This is a genomic window from Microbispora hainanensis (genome assembly GCF_036186745.1).
Classification (GTDB): Bacteria; Actinomycetota; Actinomycetes; order Streptosporangiales; family Streptosporangiaceae; genus Microbispora.
In genome coordinates this window covers 7758506-7781608 of record NZ_CP108086.1, presented here as the reverse complement: position 1 = coordinate 7781608, position 23103 = coordinate 7758506, and the positions used below count along the sequence as shown (strand labels likewise).

At 73.9% G+C, this 23103-nt stretch carries 14 protein-coding genes; 10 read left to right on the top strand and 4 right to left on the bottom strand.

All coding sequences use genetic code 11. The annotated features are described in order from the left end of the window. The first annotated feature begins 75 nt into the window (after positions 1-75). The 7 genes from OHB01_RS35370 to OHB01_RS35340 all read left to right on the top strand — a co-directional run bounded on the left by OHB01_RS35370 (position 76) and on the right by OHB01_RS35340 (position 15962). Positions 76-888, top strand: a complete 813-nt coding sequence (locus tag OHB01_RS35370; protein WP_142648880.1) for an enoyl-CoA hydratase-related protein — start codon at positions 76-78, stop codon at positions 886-888. Beyond that, on the top strand, positions 885-2762 hold the full coding sequence (gene fabD / locus OHB01_RS35365; RefSeq protein ID WP_142648881.1) for an ACP S-malonyltransferase: 1878 nt from the start codon (positions 885-887) through the stop codon (positions 2760-2762). The genes OHB01_RS35370 and fabD (OHB01_RS35365) overlap by 4 nt, the downstream gene beginning before the upstream one ends. 41 nt (positions 2763-2803) lie before the next feature. After that, complete coding sequence (locus OHB01_RS35360) at positions 2804-9691, top strand: type I polyketide synthase (RefSeq protein WP_205830474.1); 6888 nt, start codon at positions 2804-2806, stop codon at positions 9689-9691. Between the two features lie 115 nt (positions 9692-9806). Then, complete coding sequence (locus OHB01_RS35355; protein WP_142648882.1) at positions 9807-11480, top strand: MDR family MFS transporter; 1674 nt, start codon at positions 9807-9809, stop codon at positions 11478-11480. 240 nt (positions 11481-11720) lie between these two features. Next, on the top strand, positions 11721-12620 hold the full coding sequence (locus OHB01_RS35350; protein ID WP_142648883.1) for a DUF6039 family protein: 900 nt from the start codon (positions 11721-11723) through the stop codon (positions 12618-12620). Between the two features lie 87 nt (positions 12621-12707). Then, entirely contained in the window at positions 12708-15035 is a 2328-nt protein-coding gene (fabD, locus tag OHB01_RS35345; RefSeq protein ID WP_328854560.1) for an ACP S-malonyltransferase, read from the top strand. A gap of 3 nt (positions 15036-15038) precedes the next feature. Continuing rightward, on the top strand, positions 15039-15962 hold the full coding sequence (locus OHB01_RS35340; RefSeq protein ID WP_147943990.1) for a DUF6039 family protein: 924 nt from the start codon (positions 15039-15041) through the stop codon (positions 15960-15962). Positions 15963-16026: 64 nt separating this feature from the next. Here the strand turns inward: OHB01_RS35340 and OHB01_RS35335 are convergent, their stop codons facing one another. Both OHB01_RS35335 and OHB01_RS35330 read right to left on the bottom strand, forming a co-directional pair. Further along, positions 16027-16395: a VOC family protein gene (locus OHB01_RS35335; protein ID WP_142648886.1), complete on the bottom strand. Its 369-nt coding sequence runs from the start codon at positions 16393-16395 to the stop codon at positions 16027-16029. Positions 16396-16552: 157 nt separating this feature from the next. Continuing rightward, the gene (locus OHB01_RS35330; RefSeq protein ID WP_168066085.1) at positions 16553-16960 is read right to left on the bottom strand and encodes a DUF3224 domain-containing protein; all 408 of its coding nucleotides are present in this window, start codon (positions 16958-16960) and stop codon (positions 16553-16555) included. A 203-nt stretch (positions 16961-17163) separates the two neighbouring features. Between OHB01_RS35330 and OHB01_RS35325 the strand changes: the two genes are divergently transcribed. Continuing rightward, the gene (locus tag OHB01_RS35325) at positions 17164-17880 is read left to right on the top strand and encodes a PIG-L deacetylase family protein (RefSeq protein WP_142648888.1); all 717 of its coding nucleotides are present in this window, start codon (positions 17164-17166) and stop codon (positions 17878-17880) included. A 254-nt stretch (positions 17881-18134) separates the two neighbouring features. Here OHB01_RS35325 and OHB01_RS35320 read toward each other — a convergent pair whose 3' ends face one another. Beyond that, positions 18135-18884: a class I SAM-dependent methyltransferase gene (locus OHB01_RS35320; protein ID WP_142648889.1), complete on the bottom strand. Its 750-nt coding sequence runs from the start codon at positions 18882-18884 to the stop codon at positions 18135-18137. Positions 18885-18972: 88 nt separating this feature from the next. Next, positions 18973-21012: an alpha/beta fold hydrolase gene (locus OHB01_RS35315; protein ID WP_142648890.1), complete on the bottom strand. Its 2040-nt coding sequence runs from the start codon at positions 21010-21012 to the stop codon at positions 18973-18975. A 208-nt stretch (positions 21013-21220) separates the two neighbouring features. Between OHB01_RS35315 and OHB01_RS35310 the strand changes: the two genes are divergently transcribed. Then, positions 21221-21484 carry an acyl carrier protein gene (locus OHB01_RS35310; protein ID WP_168066087.1) on the top strand — a complete coding sequence of 88 codons (264 nt, stop codon included), beginning with the start codon at positions 21221-21223 and terminating at the stop codon, positions 21482-21484. A 52-nt stretch (positions 21485-21536) separates the two neighbouring features. After that, positions 21537-23096 carry an amino acid adenylation domain-containing protein gene (locus tag OHB01_RS35305; protein ID WP_142648892.1) on the top strand — a complete coding sequence of 520 codons (1560 nt, stop codon included), beginning with the start codon at positions 21537-21539 and terminating at the stop codon, positions 23094-23096. Positions 23097-23103: the final 7 nt, after the last annotated feature.

Sequence of the window (23103 nt, the reverse complement as noted above, 5' to 3'; positions counted from 1 at the left end):
CTCAATGGTGAGCAGACGCCGCCTCCGGCCGCCGGTAGAACCGGATCGTCGCCCTCACCGCCGTTGGAGATGACCATGGATTATCGGGGCATTCGCGTCGAGGCGTCCCCCGACACGATGCGGGTGACCCTCGACCGGCCGGACCGGCGCAACGGTCTCGACGCCCGCACGATCGCCGAGATCCGGCACGCCCTGGACGAGGCCGAACGCCGGCCGGACTGCCGGATCGTCGTGCTCGCGGGCCGCCCGGGCGTGTTCTGCACGGGCATGGACCTCGCCGAGGCGGTGGACGCGCCCGAGGGCGACGGCGGCGTGGCGGACTTCCACGCCCTCCTGCGGAGGATCAGCACGACACCCCGGGTCGTGGTGGCGGAGGTCGACGGCCAGGCCGCCGGGGGCGGGGTCGGGCTGGCGGCGGCCTGCGATCTCGTGCTGGCCACGCCCCGCAGCACGTTCAGCCTGCCGGAGGCGCTGTGGGGGCTGCTGCCGTGCGCGGTCCTGCCGTTCCTGGTGCGGCGCACCGGCTTCCAGCCGGCGTACGCGATGACGCTGACCACGAGGCCCGTGCCCGCGGCGGAGGCGCACCGCGACCGGCTGGTCGACGAGGTGTGCGACGACCCGGCCGCCGCGCTCGGCCGCCTGGAGTTCCGGGTGACCAAGGTGGCTACCGAGGCGATCGGGGAGGCCAAACGATACTTCGGCCTGCTCTGGCCCGTGACCGAGGAGGCCGGCCGCGTCGCGGCCGCCGAGTTCGCCCGCCTGATGGCGGCTCCGGCCGTACGGGACCGGATCGCCGCCTTCACCCTGCATCAGCGGATGCCGTGGGAGACCGGCGCGGGGGGTGGGACACGCCCGCTCGCGGACGCGGACGGAAGGAGGGGCACATGAGCGTCGCCTGGATCTTCCCGGGACAGGGGGCGCAGCGCCAGGGCATGGGCGCCGGGCTGCTCGACCGCTATCCGGACATGGTCGCCCGGGCCGACGAGATCATCGGGGTCTCCCTGCGCCGTCTGTGCGCGGGAGACGAGGAGAGGCTCCAGCACGACACGCGCTATGTCCAGCCGGCGCTGTTCGCCGTGGCCGCGCTCGCCCATCGGGCGGCGCTGGAGGAGGGGCCCGCCCCCGCGTACCTCGCGGGGCACAGCCTCGGCGAGCTAGCCGCGCTACACGCCGCCGGATGCTTCGACTTCGAGACCGGCCTGCGGATCGTGCGGCGGCGCGGCGAGCTGATGGCCCGCGCCCGGGGCGGCGGCATGCTCGCCGTCGTCGGGATGCCGATCGAGCGGTTGCGCGAGGTGCTGGCCGAGGAGGGCGCGACCGACGTCGACCTCGCCAACCACAACTCGCCCGACCAGGTCGTGCTGTCGGGCCCGGAGGACTCGGTGCGCGCGCTCGCCGCCGTCCTGCGCGGGGCGGGGGCCGGCAAGTGCGTGTTGCTCAACGTGAGCATCGCCGCGCACTCGCGGTACATGGCGTTCCCCGCCGCGGCGTTCGCCGACTATCTGGGCACGGTGGACTTCGCCCCGCCGCGCGTGCCGGTCATCTCGAACGTGACCGCCCGCCCGCACCGGCCGGAGACCCTGCCCGACCTGCTCGCGCGGCAGGTGCGCAGCCCGGTGCGGTGGTGGGACACCATGGTTTACCTGGCCGAGCGGGGCGTGCGCGACGTCCGCGAGATCGGCCCCGGTCAGGTGCTCACCAAACTGTGGCGCAAGGCCGAAAAACACCTCATCCCGTCCGCGTCCGATTCCGCCGGGCCGGCCGGTGGCGTGTCCATCGGCCGTGCCCCCGGCGGGGAGCCGTACCGCGTCCGGACGGAGCGCCTCGGCGCGGCGACGTTCAGGAGGGACTACGGGACGCGCCTGGCATGCGCGGCGCTGGAGAACGCGAGCGCGGCGGGCTCGGCCGACGAGGTGACCAGGACGGCCCGGCGCGGCGTGCTCGCCTTCCTCGGCGTGGACGGGCTGCCCGCCGGCGACGTCGAGCGCGCCGTTCAGCGCCTGCGTCGCGACCTGGGTCCCGCCGCGCCGTACGGTGTCGCCCTGGACGGCCGCCGTGTGGCGGGCGGCGACGAGGTGGACCAGGGGCGCGTGGGCCTGTTCCTGCGTTATGGCGTGCGCTTCCTGCACGTGACCCTCGGACACCTGACCCAGGCGCCACCCGAGCTGGTGCGCTTCCGCTTCGCCGGGGCCTACCGTGACGCCGCCGGTCTGCCCGTCGCGCCCAACCGGCTCGTCGTGCGGGTGGCGGCGCCCGACCTGGTGGAACGGTTGATGCGGCCCCCGGCGGAGCCGCTCCTGGCCGAGCTGTCGGCCCGGGGGGCGCTCACGCCCGCCGAGGTGGAGGTGGCCCGGGGTCTGCCCGTGAGTGAGGACGTCTGCCTCGACTGCTCGTCCGATGGCCCGGGGCTGGAGGTCCGGCTGCCCGAGGCGCTGCGCCGCCGCGACGAGGCGGTGGCCGCCTGCGGACACCACATCCGGGTCGGGGTGGTGTGCGCGACGCCCGAGGCGGTCGCCGCCGCGTTCGTGCTCGGCGCCGACTTCGTGGTCGCGGCCCCCGGTGGCGCGGACGGCCGCGCATCGGCTCGTTCGCCGTTCCTCGCCGTGGGCGGCCAGGCGGAGGCGGCGCACGTGGGGACAGCGCACGTGGGGACAGCGCACGTGCAGGCGGCGCGGCTCATGGAGGCCGCGGCCGACCTGCTCGGCCGGCGCCTGACGACATTGGTGCTTCCCGGCGCCCGGCCGGTTCCGGCCGGCACGTGACCACATCCGTAGACCGACCGTCGACGCATCTGTGAGGCGAGATGAACCGGACAGAGCCCGAACGGCTCGTGGACCCCTGGGCCACCGGCCGGGGAGCCTCCTGGGCCGCGGACCCGGAGCATGGCCGGGCGGCGCGGCCCGAACCCCGCACGCACGTCGTGGTGCTGTCGGCCGCGAGCGAGGAACACCTCAGCCGCTACGCCCGGCGGCTGCGGGACCATCTGGTCGCGGCGCGCGCCGCCGGCATGGCCCCCTCGCCGGCGGACGTGGCGTTCACCCTGCAGACGGGCCGGGTGGCGATGTCCCATCGGCTGGCGGTGCGCTGCGCCGACCTGGAGACCCTGACCGAGGCCCTGGACGCCATGGCGGCCGGTCGCGACCACCCCGCCCTGAGAACGGCGGTGGCCCCGCCGCCGGGCGCCCCCGGCAGGTCCGCGGCTCTGGCGGCGGGTGCTCCCGGGACGTGCACGGCTCCGGCGGGCCGCGATCCTGCGGGGGCGTCAGGCGCCGGGACGGCGACCGCGAAGGCGGGCCAGGCCACGCCGGGGGCCGACGAGGGAGTGCTCTCCGAGACGGAGGCCGCGTCGGCGTGGCTGGCCGGGCACGACGTTGCGTGGGAGGACTGCTGGCCGGTGCCGGGCGCTCGCGTCCCGCTGCCCACATATCCCTTCGACGGACCCTTCTCCGACCGGTCGCGGGCGGAGACCGCCCAGGCCGTCGCCGGGGACGGGCCCGCCTCCGCTCCCTCCGGTGCTACCTCCGGCGGTGTGGCCCCTCCCGTCAGCGGGGCCGATTCCTGGGGCCGGGCGGATTACCGGGGCGGGGCCGACCCCGGCAGCGCCCCGGCGGACGACCCCCTCCTGCGCGCCCAGGTGGAGGACTATCTCAAGGCGCGGTATGCCGAGGTCTCCGGCATCGCCGTGGACCAGCTGCACGCCTATGTGCCGCTGGAGCACTACGGGCTCACGTCGTACATCGTGGCCCGGCTGAACGACGCGCTGGCGCGTGACCTGGGCGAGGTCTCCCCGACGCTCTTCTTCGAGCACCGCGACCTCGCCGGGGTGGCGGGAGCGCTCCTCGGCCTCGAAGGCCCCTGGCTCGCGGACGAGGCGGCCCGTACGGCGTCCGCCCCTGGGAGGGGACACGAGAACGCCCAAGGCGACACCGGGCCGGCCGAGCCGGACACGGCGGACTGGGCGGCAGAGGACCGAGCGGCAGAGGACCGGGTGTGGCGGCTCCGGGAGGCGCAGGGCGGGGATGCGCGGAAGCGGGATGCCGGGGATGCGCGGGACCGACAGGGAGCGCTCGTGGCGCGCGACGACCGGCGCGAGGAGGGCGAGCGCGACGAGGACGACCGGGCGATCGCCATCGTCGGCATCGCCGGACGGTATCCGCACGCCCCCGACCTCGACCGGTTCTGGGAGAACCTGGTCTCCGGGCGTGACTGCGTCGGACCGCTGCCGGCCGCGCGGCGTCGCCCCGGCTGGCCCGCCGACATCATGTGGGGCGGTTTCCTGGACGAGGTCGACATGTTCGACCCGCTGCTGTTCAACATCACACCCAGGGACGCCGCCCTCATGGACCCGCAGGAGCGGCTGTTCCTCGAAGTGACCTGGGAGGCACTGGAGGACGCCGGCTACCCCCGGCGGCGGCTGCGCGAGCGGCACGGCTCCCGGGTGGCGGTGTACGCGGGCTCGATGTACAACGAGTACCCCTTCTTCGGCGTCGAGCAGACCCTGCGCGGCAACCCCCAGGACTCGGGGTCGGCCATCGGCGGGATCGCCAACCGGGTCTCGTTCCACTTCGACCTGCGCGGGCCCAGCATGACCGTCGACACGATGTGCTCGTCCTCGCTGGTCGCCGTCCACCTGGCCGTGCAGGCGCTGCGCCGGGGCGAGGCCGAGATGGCGATCGCGGGCGCGGTCAACCTGTCCCTGCACCCGAACAAGTTCATCCAGCAGCGCCGCATGAAGCTGACCGCCTCCGACCTGCGCTGCCGCAGCTTCGGGCGGGGCGGTGACGGGTTCGTTCCGTCGGAGGGCGTCGGCGTCGTCGTGTTGAAGCCGCTGCGCCACGCGCTGGAGGACGGCGACCGCGTGCACGCGGTGATCCGCGGCAGCTCCGTCGTCCACATGGGCAGGACCAACGGCTGGATCGTGCCCAACCCCGCGGCGCAGGGCGAGATGGTGCGCGACGCGCTGCGGGACGCGGGAGTCGACCCGGCGACCATCGGTTATCTGGAGGCGCACGGAGCCGGAACGGCGCTGGGCGATCCCATCGAGATCGACGGGCTCATGCGGGCCTTCGGCGACGCCGGCCTTCCCCCCGGCGCCGTCGCGATCGGCTCGGTCAAGTCGTCGATCGGTCATGTGGAGGCCGCCGCGGGCATCGCCGGCCTGACGAAGGTCGTGCTCCAGATGCGGCATCGCACATTCGCGCCGTCCCTGCACGCCGAGGAGCTCAATCCGAAGATCGCCTGGGACCGCGTGCCGTTCCGGGTACAGCGTGAGACAGCGCCCTGGCCGAAGTGTGAGGACGGGTACGGCCGTCCGTTGCCGCGCCGGGCCGGCGTCAGCTCCTTCGGCGCCGGAGGGACGATCGCCCATGTCGTCCTGGAGGAGTACGCGGACATGCCCCAGCGGCCCCGCTTCGCGAACGGGCGGCCGGCCGGACGCCCGCAGGCGCTGGTGCTGTCGGGGCAGGACCCGGACGCCCTGCGGCGGCTGGCGGGTCGCATGGCGGCCTGGCTCCGCGGCGCGGGCGACCGCCACGATCTGGCCGACGTCGCCTACACGCTGCAGGCCGGCCGAGAGCCGCTGCGCGAACGGCTCGCCCTGGTCACGGCGGACCTCCGGGAGGCGGCCGGTCTCCTGGCGCGCGTCGCCGCCGGGGAGGAACCGCCGGGCGTGCTGCGGGGCCGCACCCCCGGCCCGGGGCAGGAGCCGGGACCCGTGCTCCCGCGCGTCCCGGCCCCCGACGCCGGGCACGCTCCGCTCGCGGGGCCGCACTCCGCCTCCTATGCCGCCTCCGATGCCGCGTACGGTCCGGCGTACGCCCCCGGCGAGGACGAGCTGCGGGAGATCGCCGCCCACTGGGTGGGCGGCGGCCGGGTGGACTGGCCGCGCCTGCACGAGCTCCGCGTCCGGCACTCCGGCACCTCCCAGCCCGAGCAGGCCGGACGGGACGCCGGGCGCTTCTCACCGCGCGTCATCGCCCTGCCGTCGTATCCCTTCGCCCGGATGCGCTGCTGGCTGCCCGAGCGGCCGTTCGAGCCCGACGCCGTGACGCCGGTCGCCGCCTCCACCGACGTCCGTCAGACGCCGGGCACGCCGTACGGGCGGGAGACGGGCGAGGGGCCTCGCACGGGCCGGGAGATCCCGCTCTACCGGAAGGAGTGGGTGCCCGCCGGCGCCGCACCCCTCCCCGCGTCCGGCGAGGGGCCGCTGCTGTGCGTCTTCGATGACAGGACCGAGAACGTGGCGCGCGAGCTGGCCCGCGCCGCGGGCCTGGGACGGGTGCTGCTGGTCCGCGAAGGCGCCGCCCGCGCTCACCGCGACTCCGGCCACAACGGAACGGGCACTGTTCCCGGCGACGTCGGCGTGCTCTCCTACGACGACGAGGCGGGCGCGGTCGAGGCCGTCGGCGTGCTGCTGGCCCGGCATCCCGACCTGTCCGGATGGGTGGACCTGTGCGACCTCGACGCCCCGGCGGGGCCGGGACGGTGGCAGGCCAGACTGGCCATGTTGCAGCAACTCGTGTCCTACCGGCACGCCGCCGGTCTACGGGTCGTCCACGTCACCCGGGGGCTGCTCGGCGCGCCAGGCGCTCCCGCCACGCTCGCCGGGGCCCGCATGGCCGGATTCGTCCGCGTGCTCGGCGTGGAGTACGGCAAGGTCCGGGCGACGGTGCTCGACACTGACGTGCCCGCCGCACAGGCGGCCGAGGTCGCCCGGCAGGTGCTGGAGGAGTGGGGCGATCCCGGCCGGTACGGCGAGGTCTGCCACCGCGCGGGACGGCGTCACGAGCCCCGGCTCGTGCCGGTCGAGGCGCCGCACGTGCCGTTGCGGCTCGCGGCGGACGCGCCGTACGTGCTGAGCGGGGCGACCCGGGGCATCGGCGCCCGGATGGCTCGCCACCTGGTCGAACGCGGCGCCCGCCGGATCGCGCTGGTGGGCGCCCGCTCCCTGCCGCCGAGGGAGCGGTGGGACGACCCGTCGCTGACCGAGCCCGCGGCCGCCGCAGTCGCGACGGTGCGCGAGCTGGAGCGCCTCGGCGCCGAGGTCCGGGCGCACACCGGGAAGCTGTCCGACCGGGACGGGCTCGCCGCGTTCCTGCGATCGGTCCGCGGTGCGTGGGGCCCGGTGGCGGGCGTCGTCCACTGCGCGGGGCGGGTCGGCCGGGGCACCCCGGTCTTCGCGCACAAGGGCGCGGTCGAGATGCGGGCCGTGCTGGAACCGAAGGCCGACGGCCTGGAGGCGCTGGCCGAGGTCTGCGAGGCCGACCGGCCCGCGTTCTTCCTCACGTTCTCCTCGGTGTGCGCGGCGGTGCCCCGGCTCGCCGCCGGAGTGGCGGACTACGCCGCCGCCAACGCCTTCATGGACTTCTTCGTGAGCAGCAAGGCCCGTCAGGGCCAGGGTGCGTTCCGCTCGGTCAACTGGCCCATGTGGCACGAGAGCGGGTCGGGACGCGGCGGTCCCAACGTCTGCGAGCCGGTGGGGCTCGGCAGTCTCGGCGACGCGGAGGGGCTGCGCGTGCTGGAGCGCGTGCTGGCCCTGCCCGCCGACGCCCTGCCGGGCGGCGCCTCGGTGCTGCCGTGTCCGCCGTTGCGCGACGTCGCGCCCGATCCCGGCGCCCTGCTGCTGACCGGTACGGCTTCCGCCGCTCCCTGGGACGTCCGGGAGGGGGGCTCCGCCCTCACCGGCGACGTCCCCAGCGGCGCGGGCGCCGGCCTCATCGGCGCGGCCGCCGCCCCGCCCGTGCCGTCCGTGCCGAGCGTGGCGCGGCAGCCGGTGAGCGCGGACGCGACCGGCGGCCGCCCACCCGCGTGGCTGGTGGAGCTCTTCGCGCGCAACGTGGGGCTCCCGGCCGGGGACCTCGATCCCACCGTCGACTTCGCCGAGCTGGGCGTCGAGTCGGTGATGCTGGGCGAGCTGCTCCAGCAGATCGAGGAGCACCTGGGCCGCAGGCTGGAGCCGTCCGTCCTGCTGGACCACTCCACGCTGGAACGCCTCGCCGCCTACCTCGCCCGGTTCGCCCCGGAACCCGGTCCCGATGCGGACTCGGAATCCGGCTCTGGTGCGGTCCCGGAACCCGGCGCGCTTGGGGAACCCGGCCTCGCCTCGCCTCAGGAACCCGTTCCGGGCGCGCTTGCGGAACCCGGCTCCGGCTCGATGCCGGCCGCCGGTCCCGTGACCGTGATGGAACGGGCCGTGCCGTCCGCCGACGCGGGGAGGGACGACGCGACGGCCGGCAAGATCGCGGTGATCGGCATGGCCTGCCGCTTCCCCGGCGCGCCCGACGTGGAGACCTACTGGGCCAACCTGCTGTCGGGACGCTGCTCGGTGGCCGAGGTGCCGGTGTCCCGGTGGGACCATCGGCGGCTGTACAGCCCGGTTCCCGCGCTGGGCAGGTCGCTGAGCAGATGGGGCGGCTTCCTCGACGGGATCGAGGACTTCGACGCGGCCTACTTCGGCATGGGCGACGAGGAGGCGACCTGCCTCGACCCCGGCATCCGGCTGTTCCTGGAGGCCACCGCGACCTGCCTGGCCGACGCCGGCTACACCGGGGCCGAGCTGTGGGGGCGGGACGTCGGCGTGTTCGTCGGCGGACGGATCTCCTCCTACGGCAGGCGGGCCGGGCTGCGCCCCGCGGTGCTGCAGTCGGACCAGAACTTCATCGCGGCCCACGTCGCCCACCACTTCGACTTCCGCGGGCCCAATCTGGTCGTCGACAGCGCCTGCTCGTCCTCGCTGGTCAGCGTGCAGCTCGCGTGCCGAGCCCTGCTCGCCGGCGACGCCGAGGTCGCCGTGGCCGGCGGTGTCGAGGTGCTGCTCGACGAGCAACCCTACCTGGAGTTCAGCGCCGCCCGCGCCATCTCTCCGTCGGGCCGCTGCGCCACCTTCGACGAGCGGGCCGACGGCTTCGTGCCGGGCGAGGGGTGCGGGGCGGTGCTGCTCAAGCCGCTGGCCGCCGCGCTCGCGGACGGTGACCGCGTCCACGCGGTCATCGAGGCCGTGGCCGTGAACAACGACGGCCACACGATGGGTATCACCACGCCGAACCCGGCGGCCCAGGCCGACGTCATCAGGAAGGCGCTGGCGGCGGCGAACCGGCGGGCCGACGAGATCGGCATGGTCGAGGCGCACGGCACCGGGACCCTCATCGGCGACCCGATCGAGCTGCGCGCGCTGACCGACGTGTACCGCGAGACCAGCGACCGGACCGGCTGGTGCGCGATCGGCAGCGTCAAGTCGAACGTCGGCCACCTGCTGAGCGCGGCGGGTGCGGCCGGGCTCATCAAGGTGGTGCTCGCCGTCGAGCACGGCCAGATCCCGCCCACGCTGTTCTGCGAGACCCCCAACCCGCGCTTCGACTTCGACGCCTCGCCGTTCTTCCCGAACACCCGGCTGCGCACCTGGGCGCCGGGGGAGCGGATGCGGGTGGCAGGACTCAGCTCGTTCGGGCTCGGCGGCACCAACGCCCATCTGGTCGCCGCCCAGCTCGACCCGCGGTTGCGCGAGGGGGCTCCGGCGCCCCGCGAGCCGCTGCCCGCGCCGGTGTTCCGGCGCAAGCGGCTGTGGCTCGGCCGGGAGGCCGATCCCACGGTGACGGCGACAGGTCGAACCACCGGGACTGCGGGCAGTGAGGACACCAGTCAGAATGAGGACGGGCTCGTCGCGTCGCTGCTCGAGCTCTCCTTCACCGAGTAGGACCGAGGTCCGCACGGCGGCCTGTCCCGAGAGGTCCTCGCGAGTGAGCGGAGGGCCGGCCCGGGGCGGCGGGCGCAGTCCGCGGACCACGTTCCCTATCAGACGGGAGGAATCGATGAGCACCACAGCCAGCGGCGCACCCCCCGCCGGGCAGGCGCCCCCCGCCCTGTCCGCCGCGCATGTCCGGCTGGCGGTGGCCGGCGTGATGGCCGGCATGCTGCTGTCCGCGCTCGACCAGACCGTGGTGAGCACCGCGCTGCCCCGGATCGTGAGCGACCTGGGCGGCATGGACATGCTCTCGTGGGTGGTCACCGCCTACCTCGTCACATCGATGGTGGTGACCCCGCTGTGGGGCAAGATCTCCGACCTGTACGGCAGGCGGTCGACGTTCATGGCCGCGATCGGGTTGTTCCTGCTCGCCTCGGCGCTGTGCGGCCTGGCGCAGGACGTCGGGCAGCTCATCGCGTTCCGGGCCTTGCAGGGCCTGGGCGGAGGCGGGCTGTTCGCGCTGGCGCTGACCGTCATCGGCGACGTCGTGCCGCCCCGCGAGCGGGGCCGCTACCAGGGGTACTTCGCCGGGGTCTTCGCCCTGGCCAGCCTCGGCGGGCCGCTGCTCGGCGGCTGGCTGGCCGACGGGCCGGGGTGGCGCTGGATCTTCTGGGTGAACGTACCGGTCGGCCTCGTCTCGCTGGCGGTCGTCGCGGCCGTCCTCCGGCTGCCGGTGACCCGCAGGGAACACCACGTCGACTACCTCGGCGCCGCGCTGATCGTCGCCGGTGTCACGGCGCTGCTGCTCTACCTCGACTGGGCCGGTGAGGAGTACGGCTGGGCCGCCCCTGGGTCGCTCGCCCTGCCGGCCGTCTTCGCCGTCGCCGCGGTGCTGTTCGTCGTGGTCGAGCGGCGTGCGGCCGAGCCCGTGATCCCGCTGCGGCTGTTCGGCAACCCGGTCTTCCGAGTGGCGAACGTGTTCGGGTTCCTCGCCGGCGCCGCGATGTTCAGCGGCATCGTGTTCCTGCCGGTATATCTGCAGGTCGTGTCCGGCATGTCGCCCACGACGGCCGGCCTGGCGATGCTGCCGGCGATGTTCGGAATCATCATCGCCACCGCCGTCTCCGGCAACCTCATCACCCGTACCGGCCGCTACAAGATCTTCCCCATGCTCGGTTCCGTGCTGCTGGTGCTGGCGATGTTGCCGCTGTCGCGCCTCGCCGTGGACACGGCGTACTGGTGGGTGGCCGTGCTCTCGTTCGTGTTCGGCGCGGGCACCGGCCTGACCATGCAGCCCGTCCTGACCGCCGTGCAGAACGCCGTCGAGATGCGCGACCTGGGGGCGGCCACCGGCGCGGCCAACTTCTTCCAGCGGATGGGCGCGGCCGTCGGCACGGCGGTGCTCGGCGCGGTCTTCAGCTCCGGCCTGGCCCGCCATCTCGCCGACGAGGCGGGTGGCGTGCGCGTCGCGGCCGACGACGTGCAGGCCATCCAGCGGCTGGCCGAGCCCCTGAAGGGACACGTGCTCGCCGCGTTCGCGCAGGCTCTGGACGACGTCTTCCTCGTCGCCGTGCCCGTGGTCGCGCTCGCGCTGGTCGTGTCGCTCTTCCTCCGCGAGGTGCCGCCCCGGCAGATGCCCCAGCCGGCCGACGGCACCCAGCAGGCGGCGGGCGACAAGCAGCCCGAGCGGCCGGAGCGGCCCCAGGGGCACGAGCAGCCCCGCGGGGGGACGACGCCGAACGGCGACGGCCGGGAACAGGCAGGCGCCGAGCAGGGCGGCCGTGCGAACAGCCCGCGCTGAGCCGCTGCCTTCCCGGCGAGGCCGCCTTCCGGCCGAGCCATCGCCTTCGGATGACCCGTCGCATCTCAGGGGGCCCGATCGACGATCGGGCCCCCTTTCCTTGCGCAACATTGCGCAGACACGCTCTGACCGGCCAAGTAGCGTCTGCCGCAGTTCCCCATCGTCTCCTCCGAACGCGGCGCACGCGCTCGGCGGGCAGATCCGTCAGGCGCGCGCCGATCTTCGAGAAGGGATCGCGCAATGTCAGACACGGCGGTGTCCACCCTCGACGCGGGCCGGATCAGGCCGGCCCAGCACCAGACCTCCGTCCCCGCCGACAAGGTGCTGCACTCGGGCAACTCGGGCTTCATCATCGCCCGCAACGCCCAGCTCAAGTACAGCCACCGGGCCGAGGGCCGCCAGTTCTTCTCCGAGGTCGTCCGTCACATGAACGACTCCGACCTCAACGGGGCCTCCTTCTTCTGCTACGAGGAGGCGTTCGGCACGCAGGACCGCCTCCACTGGCTCATCCACTGGAAGTCGCCCAACGACTACGGCATCAGCCTGGAGATGGTCGACCACGACGAGACCATGATCGACCTTCTCGAGTCCGACCGGGTCAAGGACGACGACGGCGTCGGCGCGTGGGGCCGCCTGATCGTCGAGGGCACGATGCAGGAGAAGATCCTGGTGCCCCAGCACGGCGCCCACCACGAGAACGAGGAGGACGTCCCGAGCGACCTGTGGGTCGACCCGGCCTGGAAGCAGAGCTCCCAGCCGCTGTCGGAGCAGCTCAACTCGGCCAACGCCGAGCTCGTCCTGCACCGGGTCGGCCAGGCCAAGCACGAGTTCCGCAAGGAGGCTCGCTACTTCGCCTTCGCCTGGCAGAACCACGTCAACAAGGTCCTGCCCGGCCGGGTCACGTCGTACCTGTACGAGGAGACCTTCGGCGTGATGGACCAGCTGCACTGGCTGATCCACCTGCGGTCGTTCGAGGACTACCTGACGCTGATGCACCTCGACGACCACGACCCCGACTTCCGCCGGATCCTGGAGAAGGACTTCATCGCGCCCCACCGCGGCGGCGGCACCTGGGCCAGGGCCTTCGTGGACGGCACGCTGCACGACACGCTTCTGGTGCCCTACCAGCTTCCCCGATGACGGCTCCCCGGTGACAGCGGACCAGTCCGGGCTCCGGACGGGCGCGCCGCGCCCGCCGGCACCCGGCGGAGGAGGAAAAGGCTGATCATGCGCGCGTGGCTCTTCCCGGGCCAGGGGTCGCAGCGCAAGGGCATGGGGGAGGGGCTCTTCGACCTCTTCCCCGGCCTGTGCGCCGAGGTCGACGCGATCCTGGGCTACTCGATCCGCGACCTGTGCCTGAAGGACCCCGACGGACGGCTCCGGCAGACGCAGTACGCCCAGCCGGCGCTGTTCGTCGTCAACGCGCTGACCCACCTGGCCCGGCTGCGGGAGGAGCCGGAACCCGACTTCTACGCCGGGCACAGCCTGGGGGAGTTCGACGCGCTGTTCGCCGCCGGCTGCTTCGACCTGGCCACCGGCGTACGGCTGGTCCGGCGCAGGGGCGAGCTGATGGGCCGGGCCGACGGCGGGGTCATGACGGCCGTGCTCGGCCTGCCCGCCGCGACCGTGGCGGCGCTGCTGGAGGAGGCAGGCGTCGCGGACGTCGACGTCGCCAACCACAACTCCGCCGACCAGGTGGTCCTGTCCGGAGCCCCGGAGGGCATGGCCCGGGCCGTCGAGGCCGTCGAACGGGCGGGCGGCGCCCGCTGCGTGCCGCTCAACGTCAGCGCCGCCTTCCACTCGCGGCACATGCGACCGGCGGCCGAGGAGTTTGCGGCGTTCCTACGCGAGGTGGAGTTCGCGCCTCCTCGGGTGCCGGTCGTGGCCAACGTCACCGCCCGGCCGTACCCGCGGGACGGGGTGGCGGACCTGCTTGGCCGGCAGATCGCCAGTCCGGTCCGCTGGTGGGACAGCATGAGCTACCTGTTCCACCGCGGCGTCCGCGAGATCGCCGAGGTCGGCCCGGGCACGGTGCTCACGGGCCTGTGGCGGTCGGCCTGCCGCACCCCGGCCACCGTGACTCCGGTCCCTCAGGCCCCGGCTCCCGTGACGCCGGCCGCCCCCATGACGCCGGCTCATGCGAACCCGGCTCCTACGGCCCCGGCCGCCGAGGCGGACGCGCGGCTCGCGTCGGCGGCCGAGAAGCTGGGCTCCGCCCGGTTCCGTCGCGAGTACGGGCTGCGCTACGCCTACCTCGCCGGCTCGATGTACAAGGGGATCTCCTCCGCCGACCTGGTCGTACGCATGGGCCGCTCGGGTCTGATGGGCTTCTTCGGTGCTGGGGGGCTGTCCCTGGAGCGCACCGAGCAGGCGCTGCTCGACATCCGGCGCCGGCTCGGCTCCGAAGTTCCGTTCGGCATGAACCTCCTCAACGACCTCGACGACCCCGCAAGGGAGGAGCGCACGGTCACCCTGTATCTCAAGCACGACGTGCGCTTCGTCGAGGCCGCGGCGTACCTCGGAGTCACGGCCCCGTTGGTGCGCTTCCGCTTCAGCGGCGCCCACCGGGACGCCCAGGGCAGGCCGGTCGCCGTACGGCGGGTGCTGGCGAAGGTGTCACGCCCGGAGGTGGCCACCGCGTTCATGAGCCCGCCGCCGCAGGCGCTGCTCGACCGGCTGGTGCGGGAGGGCGGGCTCACCCCCGCGGAGGCCGAGGTGGCGCGGGAGCTGCCGGTCGGCGGCGAGGTCTGCGTCGAGGCGGACTCCGGCGGGCACACCGACGCGGGTGTGGCGCTCACGCTGGTCCCCGCCATGCGCCGGCTGCGTGACGAGCTCACGGACCGGTACGGCTATCGCACCCCGATCCTGCTCGGCGCCTCGGGCGGCCTCGGCGCGCCGGAGGCGGTGGCCGCCGCCTTCGTCCTCGGGGCCGACTTCGTGCTGACGGGGTCGGTGAACCAGTGCTCGCCCGAGGCCGGCACCTCCGAGGCCGTCAAGGACCTGCTGGCCGGGCTCGACGTGCAGGACACGGCGTATGCGCCCTCGGGCGACATGTTCGAGCTGGGGGCGCGGGTGCAGGTCGTGCGGAAGGGGACGCTGTTCGCCGCCCGCGCGACCAAGCTGCACCAGCTCTACCAGCGCCACCGGTCGCTGGAGGAGATCGACCCGGCCACGCTGGCGAGCATCGAGCGCACCTTCTTCCGCCGTTCCGTCGAGGAGGTGTGGCGGGAGACCCGCGACCACTACCTGTCCGGCGGGCGGCCCCACGTGGTCGAGAAGGCCGAGCGTGACCCGCGCCACCGGATGGTGCTGGTCTTCAAGTGGTATTTCGCCCACTCCAACCGGCTCGCCCTCGCCGGAGACCCGGCCGAGCGTGCCAACTACCAGATCCACTGCGGCCCGGCGATGGGCGCGTTCAACCGGTTCGTCCGCGGCAGCGAGCTGGAGGACTGGCGCGACCGGCACGTCGACGTCATCGCCGAGCGGCTCATGACCGGCGCCGCCCGATGCCTCGACGGCCGCATCCCCGCAGATCCCACGTCCATGAAGGAGTAGACGGTGTCGAACAGCACCACACAGACGACCGTGCCGCCGGCGCTGCACCAGACCTCGCAGTCCCCGGACCGCGTCCTGCACTCGGGGAACGCGGGCGTGATCGTCGAGAGGGTGGCGCAGATCCGCGGTGGGCGGGGTGGCGCCGCCAGGAAAGCAGCCCGCGAGATCGCCGAGCACATCAACGCCAAGCACGCGGGGACGGCCACGGCCTTCGTCTACGAGGAGACCTTCGGCGTCAGGAACCGGCTTCACTGGCTGCTGCACTTCACGTCGTACGCCGACTACGGCACGCTGCTGGCGATGGGCGGCCCGGGCGGCGACATCCGCGGTGGCGTCTTCGGCGCGCACGAGGCCGACGTCTGGGACGAGCTGTTCGAGGCGGGCAGCGTGCGCGAGACCGTCATGCTCCCGCACCGGTGGGGCATCTTCGGCACCGCCACCGAGGCGATGGCCGCAGACTCCGCGATGAGCCCCATCGTCCCCGGGGAGGGCGGCCTGCCCCGGTTCGACGTACGGCCGGCGCAGGAGCAGACCGCGATGCCGGCGGACAAGACGCTCAACTCGGCCACAGCGGGCGTCGTCATGCGCCGTACGGTCGACTTCGACTACCGCTACCGCGCCGAGGCGCGCGTGTTCGCGCGGACCGTGGCCGAGAACATGAACCTCAACATGGACGGCCTGGCCACGGTCTTCCTGTACGAGGAGTCGTTCGGCCGGATGGACCGCGCGCACTTCCTCATCCACATGCGCTCGCTGGACGTGATGTACCTGCTGATGGGCCTCGACGCGCGCACCGACCCCGACGCCCCGCGCGCCTCGTTCATCCAGGACTGGATCTCGATGGACAAGGGCGGCGGCGCCTGGGACAAGATCATTGTCCAGGGCACCACGCGGGACGTCCTGCTCACCCCGCAGCACTGGGGCTGAGGCGGAACCGGAAGGGGCCACGGCGTCGCCGCCGTGGCCCCTTCCGGTTCCGGGAGAACGAGGTTCAGCCCGTGTACGTGGTGATGCAGAACGGGTGTCCCGCGGGGTCGAGGAGCACCCGCCACTTGTCGCCGCCCGGCTGGAAGTCGGGCTTGGTCGCGCCCAGCTCGAGCAGCTGCTGCTCCGCCTTGTCCAGGTCGGGCACGCTGAAGTCGAGGTGGAACTGCTTGGCCGAGTCGGGCCAGCTGGGCCGTGGGTGGTCCGGCACCCGCTGGAAGCTCAGGCGCACGCCTCCGTCGCTCCCGGCGAGGTAGGTGAAGTTCTCGCTGCTGAACACCACCTCCCAGCCCGTGACCTGGCGATAGAAGTCCGCCAGCGCGGCGGGATCCTGGCAGTCGAGCGAAACCGCGGCGAGAGTGCCGATGGCTGACATGGTGAAGCTCCCTTCGTTCTGGCCTGCTACGCCTCCGGACGAGCCGGACGGGCCCGTTCCGGAGGCGCAGACGGACATATGCTGCGCGGTGGCGTCGCATGACGGCGATTTCACCGGCCGTCAGACGGCGCCGCGATTTCCGATGGTACGCAGCCGATCAGTCGAGCTCGTACTCGAAGGTGAATTCCGCGTGACCGTCCGGACCCACGTTGCCGCTCGTGTAGCGGGCCTCGCCGCGCAGCCCCTTGAGGTCGCCGGTGCCGGAACCCGGCACCACGGTCAGGGTGGCCTCGGCTGTGCCCGGCCGGACGACGCCGTCGAGCCGGAAGACGAAGCTGCCCTGGCGGCCGTCGAGGCTGCCGGTCACCCGTTCAAGGCCCTGGAACGGGCTGGTGCCGTCCGCCTCGGTGAGGACCAGGCACTCCAGTGCGCCGGTGGCCACCAGGTCGCCGGTGTAGTGGTTGACGACGGTGCCCCGCGACAGGACTGGGCCGCTGTCCTGCACGGCGTACGGCTGCGGCTGCCACGGCTCCCATTTCATCGTCCCGGTGGCGGTCTTTCCCATCGGAAACCTCCCGCGTCTCGAATTTCGCTGAATTTCTCGGGTGCGGAACGACGGCACTGTTCTGCGGAACGAAACAATGCTGTTCCGTAGGATCATGCCTGATGGAAGAGGGTTCGTCTGCTCAGGATTGAGCATTTTCGGCGCATTATAAAAGCGGCTTCCGGCCTTTATTGAGAATGGCTTCACGTGCTAATTTAAATGATATGAGCGACGAACTGCAGCCTATGCCCGACGATTGGAGCACGGCACTAGCGGTAGTGGCCCATCCGGACGACATCGAGTTCGGCGCCGCCGGAGCCGTCGCGAGCTGGACCGCCGCCGGGAAGTCCGTGAGCTACCTGCTGCTCACCCGCGGCGAGGCCGGGATCGACGGGATGCCGCCCGAGGAGGCGGCCGCCGTACGGGAGGCCGAGCAGCGCGAGAGCGCGTCGATCGTGGGCGTGGAACAGGTGACCTTCCTCGACCACGCCGACGGCGTCATCGAGTACGGCCTGCCGCTGCGCCGGCGGATCGCCGAGGAGATCAGGCGGCACCGGCCCGAGCTGGTCATCGGCTTCAACCACCACGAGCGGTTCCTCAGCGGCCGCTGGAACCCGCCGGACCACCGCAACACCGGGCGGGCCCTGCTCGACGCCGTGGGCGACGCGGGCAACCGCTGGATCTTCCGCGACCTCGGCCTGGAGCCCTGGGAGGGCGTGCGGCACGTGGCCATCGCCAACTCGCCGCATCCGACCCACGCCGTGGACGTCACCGACTCCATCGACAAGGCCGTGGCCTCCCTGGAGGCGCACCGCGCCTACCTGGCGGGCCTGCGGCCGCCGGTCAGGGACGTGCGCGGCCCGCTGACCGCGATGGCCCGCCAGACGGGCGAGCGGTTCGGCGGCCGGCTCGCGATCGCCTTCGAGCTCATCCCTCGCTGAGCCCGGCGGCGTCCGCCCTCCCGCCCCGGCCCGCGGCTGAGTCCGCCCGGGCCGGGGCCGCTTCCTCACGGCCGGGCTGGAGCCGCGGCCGGTTCGTCACCGGCCGGGCAGGGACCGCGGCTGTTGCTTGGGTCGCGGCCCGGGAGGCGGCCGCGAAAGCCGAAAGGGCACTGGAAGTCGAAAGGGCCGCCCGGAACGGCGTGTGGAGTCCCGCTCCCGCGCAGCTCCGGCTTATGCGGCTTGTCTCGGCGGCCTCAGCCGTGCTTCTCCAAGACCGTGCACATCGAGCGCCAGGTCTGCACCCGCGGCCGCTCGGGGTCGGGGAGCGCACGCAGGCCGGTGACGACCGGGACGACCACGTCCCGCCAGACGTCGCCGGGCACGTGCCACAGGTACGGCGGCACCCGCCGCTCAATGCTCTCGGCCATTTCCGCGGGCGAGGTGGCCTTCTCGTACTCGGCGGCGAAGTGCTGCTCCACCGGCCGCAGGCCCACCGCCTCACCGGCGGACACGAGCCCCTCCGGGGTGTCCGGCCGCGGCGGCTGCAGTGGCGCCAGCCGGTCGAGGGCCTCCACCAGTTCGTCCGGGTCGGCGACGGGGCTGCCGTGCACGGCGGCGAGCCGCCCTCCGGGTCGCAGCACGCGGGCCGCCTCGGCCACGGCGGCGGCCATGTCCCCGACCAGGTGCAGGACGTGGACGAACACGACGTTCGCCACCGCACCCCGGGGCAGGGGGAGCGCCCTGGCGTCCGCCCGCGCCACCCGGCCGGCGAGCCGCTCGTGTGCGCGGCGCAGCATCGGCGCGGAGATGTCCACCCCGATCACGGGATGTCCCAGCTCGCGCAGTCCTGCCGCGACCACGCCGGTGCCGACGCCGACCTCCAGGGTCGTGCCGGCCACCAGGTGCGGGGCCAGGCACGCCGCCGACTGGCGGCCCCGCTCGAGGCCGCCGCGCATCTCGTCGTAGCTGTCGGCGACGCGGTCGAACGACATCGCCTGCGTCATGGGGCGTTCCTCCTCGGTCTCGAACCACTTCCAACCGCGTCGAACCGTCTCGAACCGGTCGCCGGGCTCGCCGGCGCCCTGCGTACGGTCACCGGTCCACCTCACCCGCCAGGCCGGCTGTCGCGTCAGCGCAGGTCATCGCCGCGGGATCGGCCACGAACTCCTCGATCAACCCGGCCAGCACGTCGGCGCGGTCGTACAGGCACTGGTGCGTCGCGCCGCGGAGCTCGACGAAGCGTCCCGAGGGGAAACGCGCCGCCGCGGCGCGCAGCCGCGGCGTGGAGACGATCCGGTCGTGCTCGGCGCCGACGGCCAGGACCGGGACGCGGACCTGCCCGGCCTCGGCCGACACGTCGTCGCCCCAGAAGGCGAGCATCTGAAAGGCGTAGGGCACCAGGGCCTGGGCCGAAAGGAACGGCGCACGGACCTCCTCCCGCAACGCGTCGCTGGTCAGGGCGAGCACCTCATCGGGGCGGGAGGCGGGTGGGTCCTCGCCCCCGAACAGGCGCAGCAACCGCCCCGCCTGTTCCGGCCGTCGCACGAGTGTCCGGCACAGGTAGTCGAGGTTCCGCTCGTACGGGGTGTCGAGACCGTCGTGGCCCCCCTCGGCCCGGAACGAGCCGTTGAGGAACACCATCGAGGCGACCACGTCGGGGCGGCGCACCGCGAACCGGACGGCCTGCTTGGGCCCGGTGCACCAGCCCACGAGGTGGCAGCGCTCGACGCTCTCGTTCTTGAGCACGGCCTCCAGGTCGTCGGCGTGCTCGTTGAGACCGGGCACGGACGCAGGGCCGTCGTCCTCGGGCCCGCGAGGGTCCACGACCAGGACGCGCCGCCGGGCCGACAGCCGGTCGATCAGGGGGTGCCAGAAGGCCGGGCTCTGGCCCAGGGCGTTGAGCAGGACGACCGGCTCGGCTCCGAGTCCCCCTCCGGCCGGAGTTCCTCCGGGTCCCGGCACGGCGGGGGGCACCGCCAGGTGGTAGGTCAGCGGCCGTCCGGCGACGTCGATGGTGGTGCGCACGAGCCGTTCGGGCACCCTCTCCTGACGGTCGCGGGCCGCCTCTTCGGCCGCCTCCTGGGCTCGGCGCACCCGGCGCAGCAGCGCCCGCTGAGCGGGCGGCGCCCACTCGCGCGGTCCCGTCGTCGTCTCCCGGTAGCCGGTCCAGGGCGACGGCTCGGCCAGGAACCCGGTGAGCCGGTCGTGTAGCAGCCGGTCGATCGGATCCAGCTCGGCGGGGTCCTGGACCGGCAGCAGCCGCACCCCGTAGACGTCGCCGATCCGCTGGAGCAGGCCGTCCACGGGCACGACGCCGGAGGCGGCCAGGCGGAACCGGCCGCCCGCCGTCGCCGGATCGTCCACCAGCTCGACCAGCACGCGCGTGACCTCGTCCATCGGCGTCAGCCGTACGACGGACTCCGGGGGGACCAGGCACCGCAGGGGCCGGGTGCCGAAGTAGTCCGGCGCACGGGCGGTGACCTCGTCGACGACAGAGCGCAGGGCGGCCAGGAACCGGTGCAGCCCGGCGGGCACGGGCTCGCCCGGCCGGACGCCCGGCGGCACGACCCCGGCCGTCGCGACCGCGTCGGGGCCGGACTCCGTGCCTGCGGGCGACAGCGCGCCGACGGGGGAGACCGTGCGCACCAGCCGGTGGCCGATCCCGTGCTCCGCGCAGGCGGTGGCGACCTCCTCCTCCACCGTGGTGTGCACACAGGCGACGATGGCGTCCACCGGCCTGGCGGACGTGCCGAGGGGACGGCACAGCTCGTCGGCGGTCACGTGGACGATCCCGGCCGCGCCGAGCACGGGCAGGCGAGCGACGACGCTCCGGGCCAGCGCCGCGTCCGCACGGGCGTCGCGGCCGGGAACCGGCCCGGCGTCCCCCGTGAGGAGCCAGACGACGTCGGCCCGCACATCCTCGGGCAGGTCGCCGGTCGGCCCGGCGTCCACGACCAGCAGCCGCGGATCGCGCGGCCGGTCGTCCGCGGAAGCCGCGCCGCCCGTGGCGGCGGGCGGCCGTCCGGGAGGAGTGACGATCGTCACCCGGCCGGCGCCGCGGGCCAGGAGACGGTCGGCGAGCCGGGCGGCGAGGAGGGCGGACGAACCGCCGAGCAGCACGTCACGAGCCATGCTTTCGATCGTCGCCAGACCGGCCCGCGGCCGTCTGCTCAACTTTGAGCGGCATCGGCCCGGCGCGCCTGCCTAGCATCCGGCGGTACGCGGCGGGCCTGCGCCCCCCAGGCGCCCGGACCGCGTGCGGGCCGCCACACCGCACGCTCGCATGGCGCGCCGCCGTCATAGGCGCGACGTCGATCGAGTGCGAAAGGCGGACCGAACGGTGACCGACCACTGGGACGAGACGTTCGAGAGCGTCCTGCGGCCGTACCTTCCCACGCTGCCGGAGGGCGCCCCGCTCGCACCCGACCTTGTGATGGCGGCCTTCGGCCTGAACTCGGTGGCGACCGTGGGGCTCATCGCGGCGCTGGAGGACGCGTACGGGGTGACGTTCCCCGACGAGGAGCTGGTGCCCGCCAACTTCCGGACGCCGGGGAGCGCGTGGGCGCTGCTGACCCGGCTGCGCGCGACGTCGGGCCGGCCCTGACTCCGGTCGCGGGGCCGCCGGTTGCGGTGCGGTTCGAGCTTCAGGAGGACTGATGACGGAGCGGCTGCTGGACGAATGGTTCCTCGACGGGCTGGCCCGCGATCCCGGCGGCCCGGCTCTGCGGGTGCACGCCGTGACCCTCTCGTACGCGGAGGTGGACCGGCGGGCCCGCGCCTGGGCCGCCGCGCTGACCGAGGGCGGGCGGGCGCCGCGCCGCGTGGGGCTGCTCGCGAACAAGAGCGTCGAGGCGTACATCGGCCTGCTGGCCGCCCTGTACGCCGGAGCCGCGGCCGTGCCGCTCGGCTTGGAGGCGCCGGCCGAGCGCAACGCGGAGATCGCCCGCGCCGCCGGCGTGGACTCCCTGGTCGTGGACGCCGGTGGGGCCGCGCAGGCGGCGCGCGTGGCCGAGGCGGCCGGCGTCCGCGTCGTCCTGGCCTCCGACGCCGTTGACGCCGACACCGGAGCGCCGGCCGGAGTGCCCGTGCGGGTGCCCGGCGACGACGACGCGGACTCCTTCCGGCCGCCGTCGGGCCGCACGCCGCAGGACGTCGCGTACGTGCTGTTCACCTCGGGGTCCACAGGGCGGCCCAAGGGGGTGCCGATCGCGCACCGCAACGTGAGCGCGTTCCTGCGGGCGTCGCTGCCGCGCTACGACGTCGGCCCCGGCGACCGCTTCAGTCAGGTGTACGACCTCACCTTCGACCTGGCGATGTTCGACATCTTCATGGCCTGGGGCAGCGGGGCCTGCTTGTGCGCCCTGACCCGGCTGCAGGCCCTCGACCCGGCCCGGTACGTCCGGTCGTACGGCCTGACCGTCTGGCATGCCACCCCCAGCCTGGTCAACGCGGTGCGGGCCAGGGACGCGCTCGCGCCCGGGTCGCTCGCCGGGCTGCGCTACGCGGTCTTCTGCGGAGAGCCGCTGCCGGTCGAGACCGCACGGGCGATGCGGGCGGCCGCCCCGGACGCCGCCCTCGACAACATCTACGGCCCGACCGAGCTGACGATCGCCTGCACGGCCTACCGCTGGCCCGCGGGCGAGCCGCTCGACTGGGAGGGCGAGACCGTGCCGATCGGCTACCCCAACGACGGCATGGACTTCCTGATGCTCGGCCAGGACGCCGAGCCCGGCCAGCGGACCGGCGAGCTGTGCATGACCGGCCCGCAGATGTTCCGCGGCTACCTCGACCCGGCCAACGACGCGGGCCGGTTCCACCAGGCCGACGGCAGGACGTGGTATCGCACCGGCGACCGGGTCCGGCTCGACGACAAGGCGGGGCTGGTGCACCTGGGCCGGGACGACTCCCAGGTGAAGATCCACGGCTACCGGGTCGAGCTGGCGGAGGTCGAGCACGCGCTGCGCGAGGCCGCGCCCGGCTGCGAGCCGCTGGTGTTCGCGCTGGACGACGAGACCGGGAAGGTCCTGGTCGCGTTCGTGGCCGGTGGAGGCGCCGACACGGCCGCGCTCGCCGCGCGGCTGGCCGACCGGCTGCCGCCGTACATGCTGCCGCGGCACCTGTGGCCGCTGGACGAGATGCCGCTGAGCCGCAACGGCAAGGCCGACCGGGTGGCGCTGCGCGAGCGGGCTCTGCGCCGCCTGGGCGCTCAATCTTGAGCTGAGC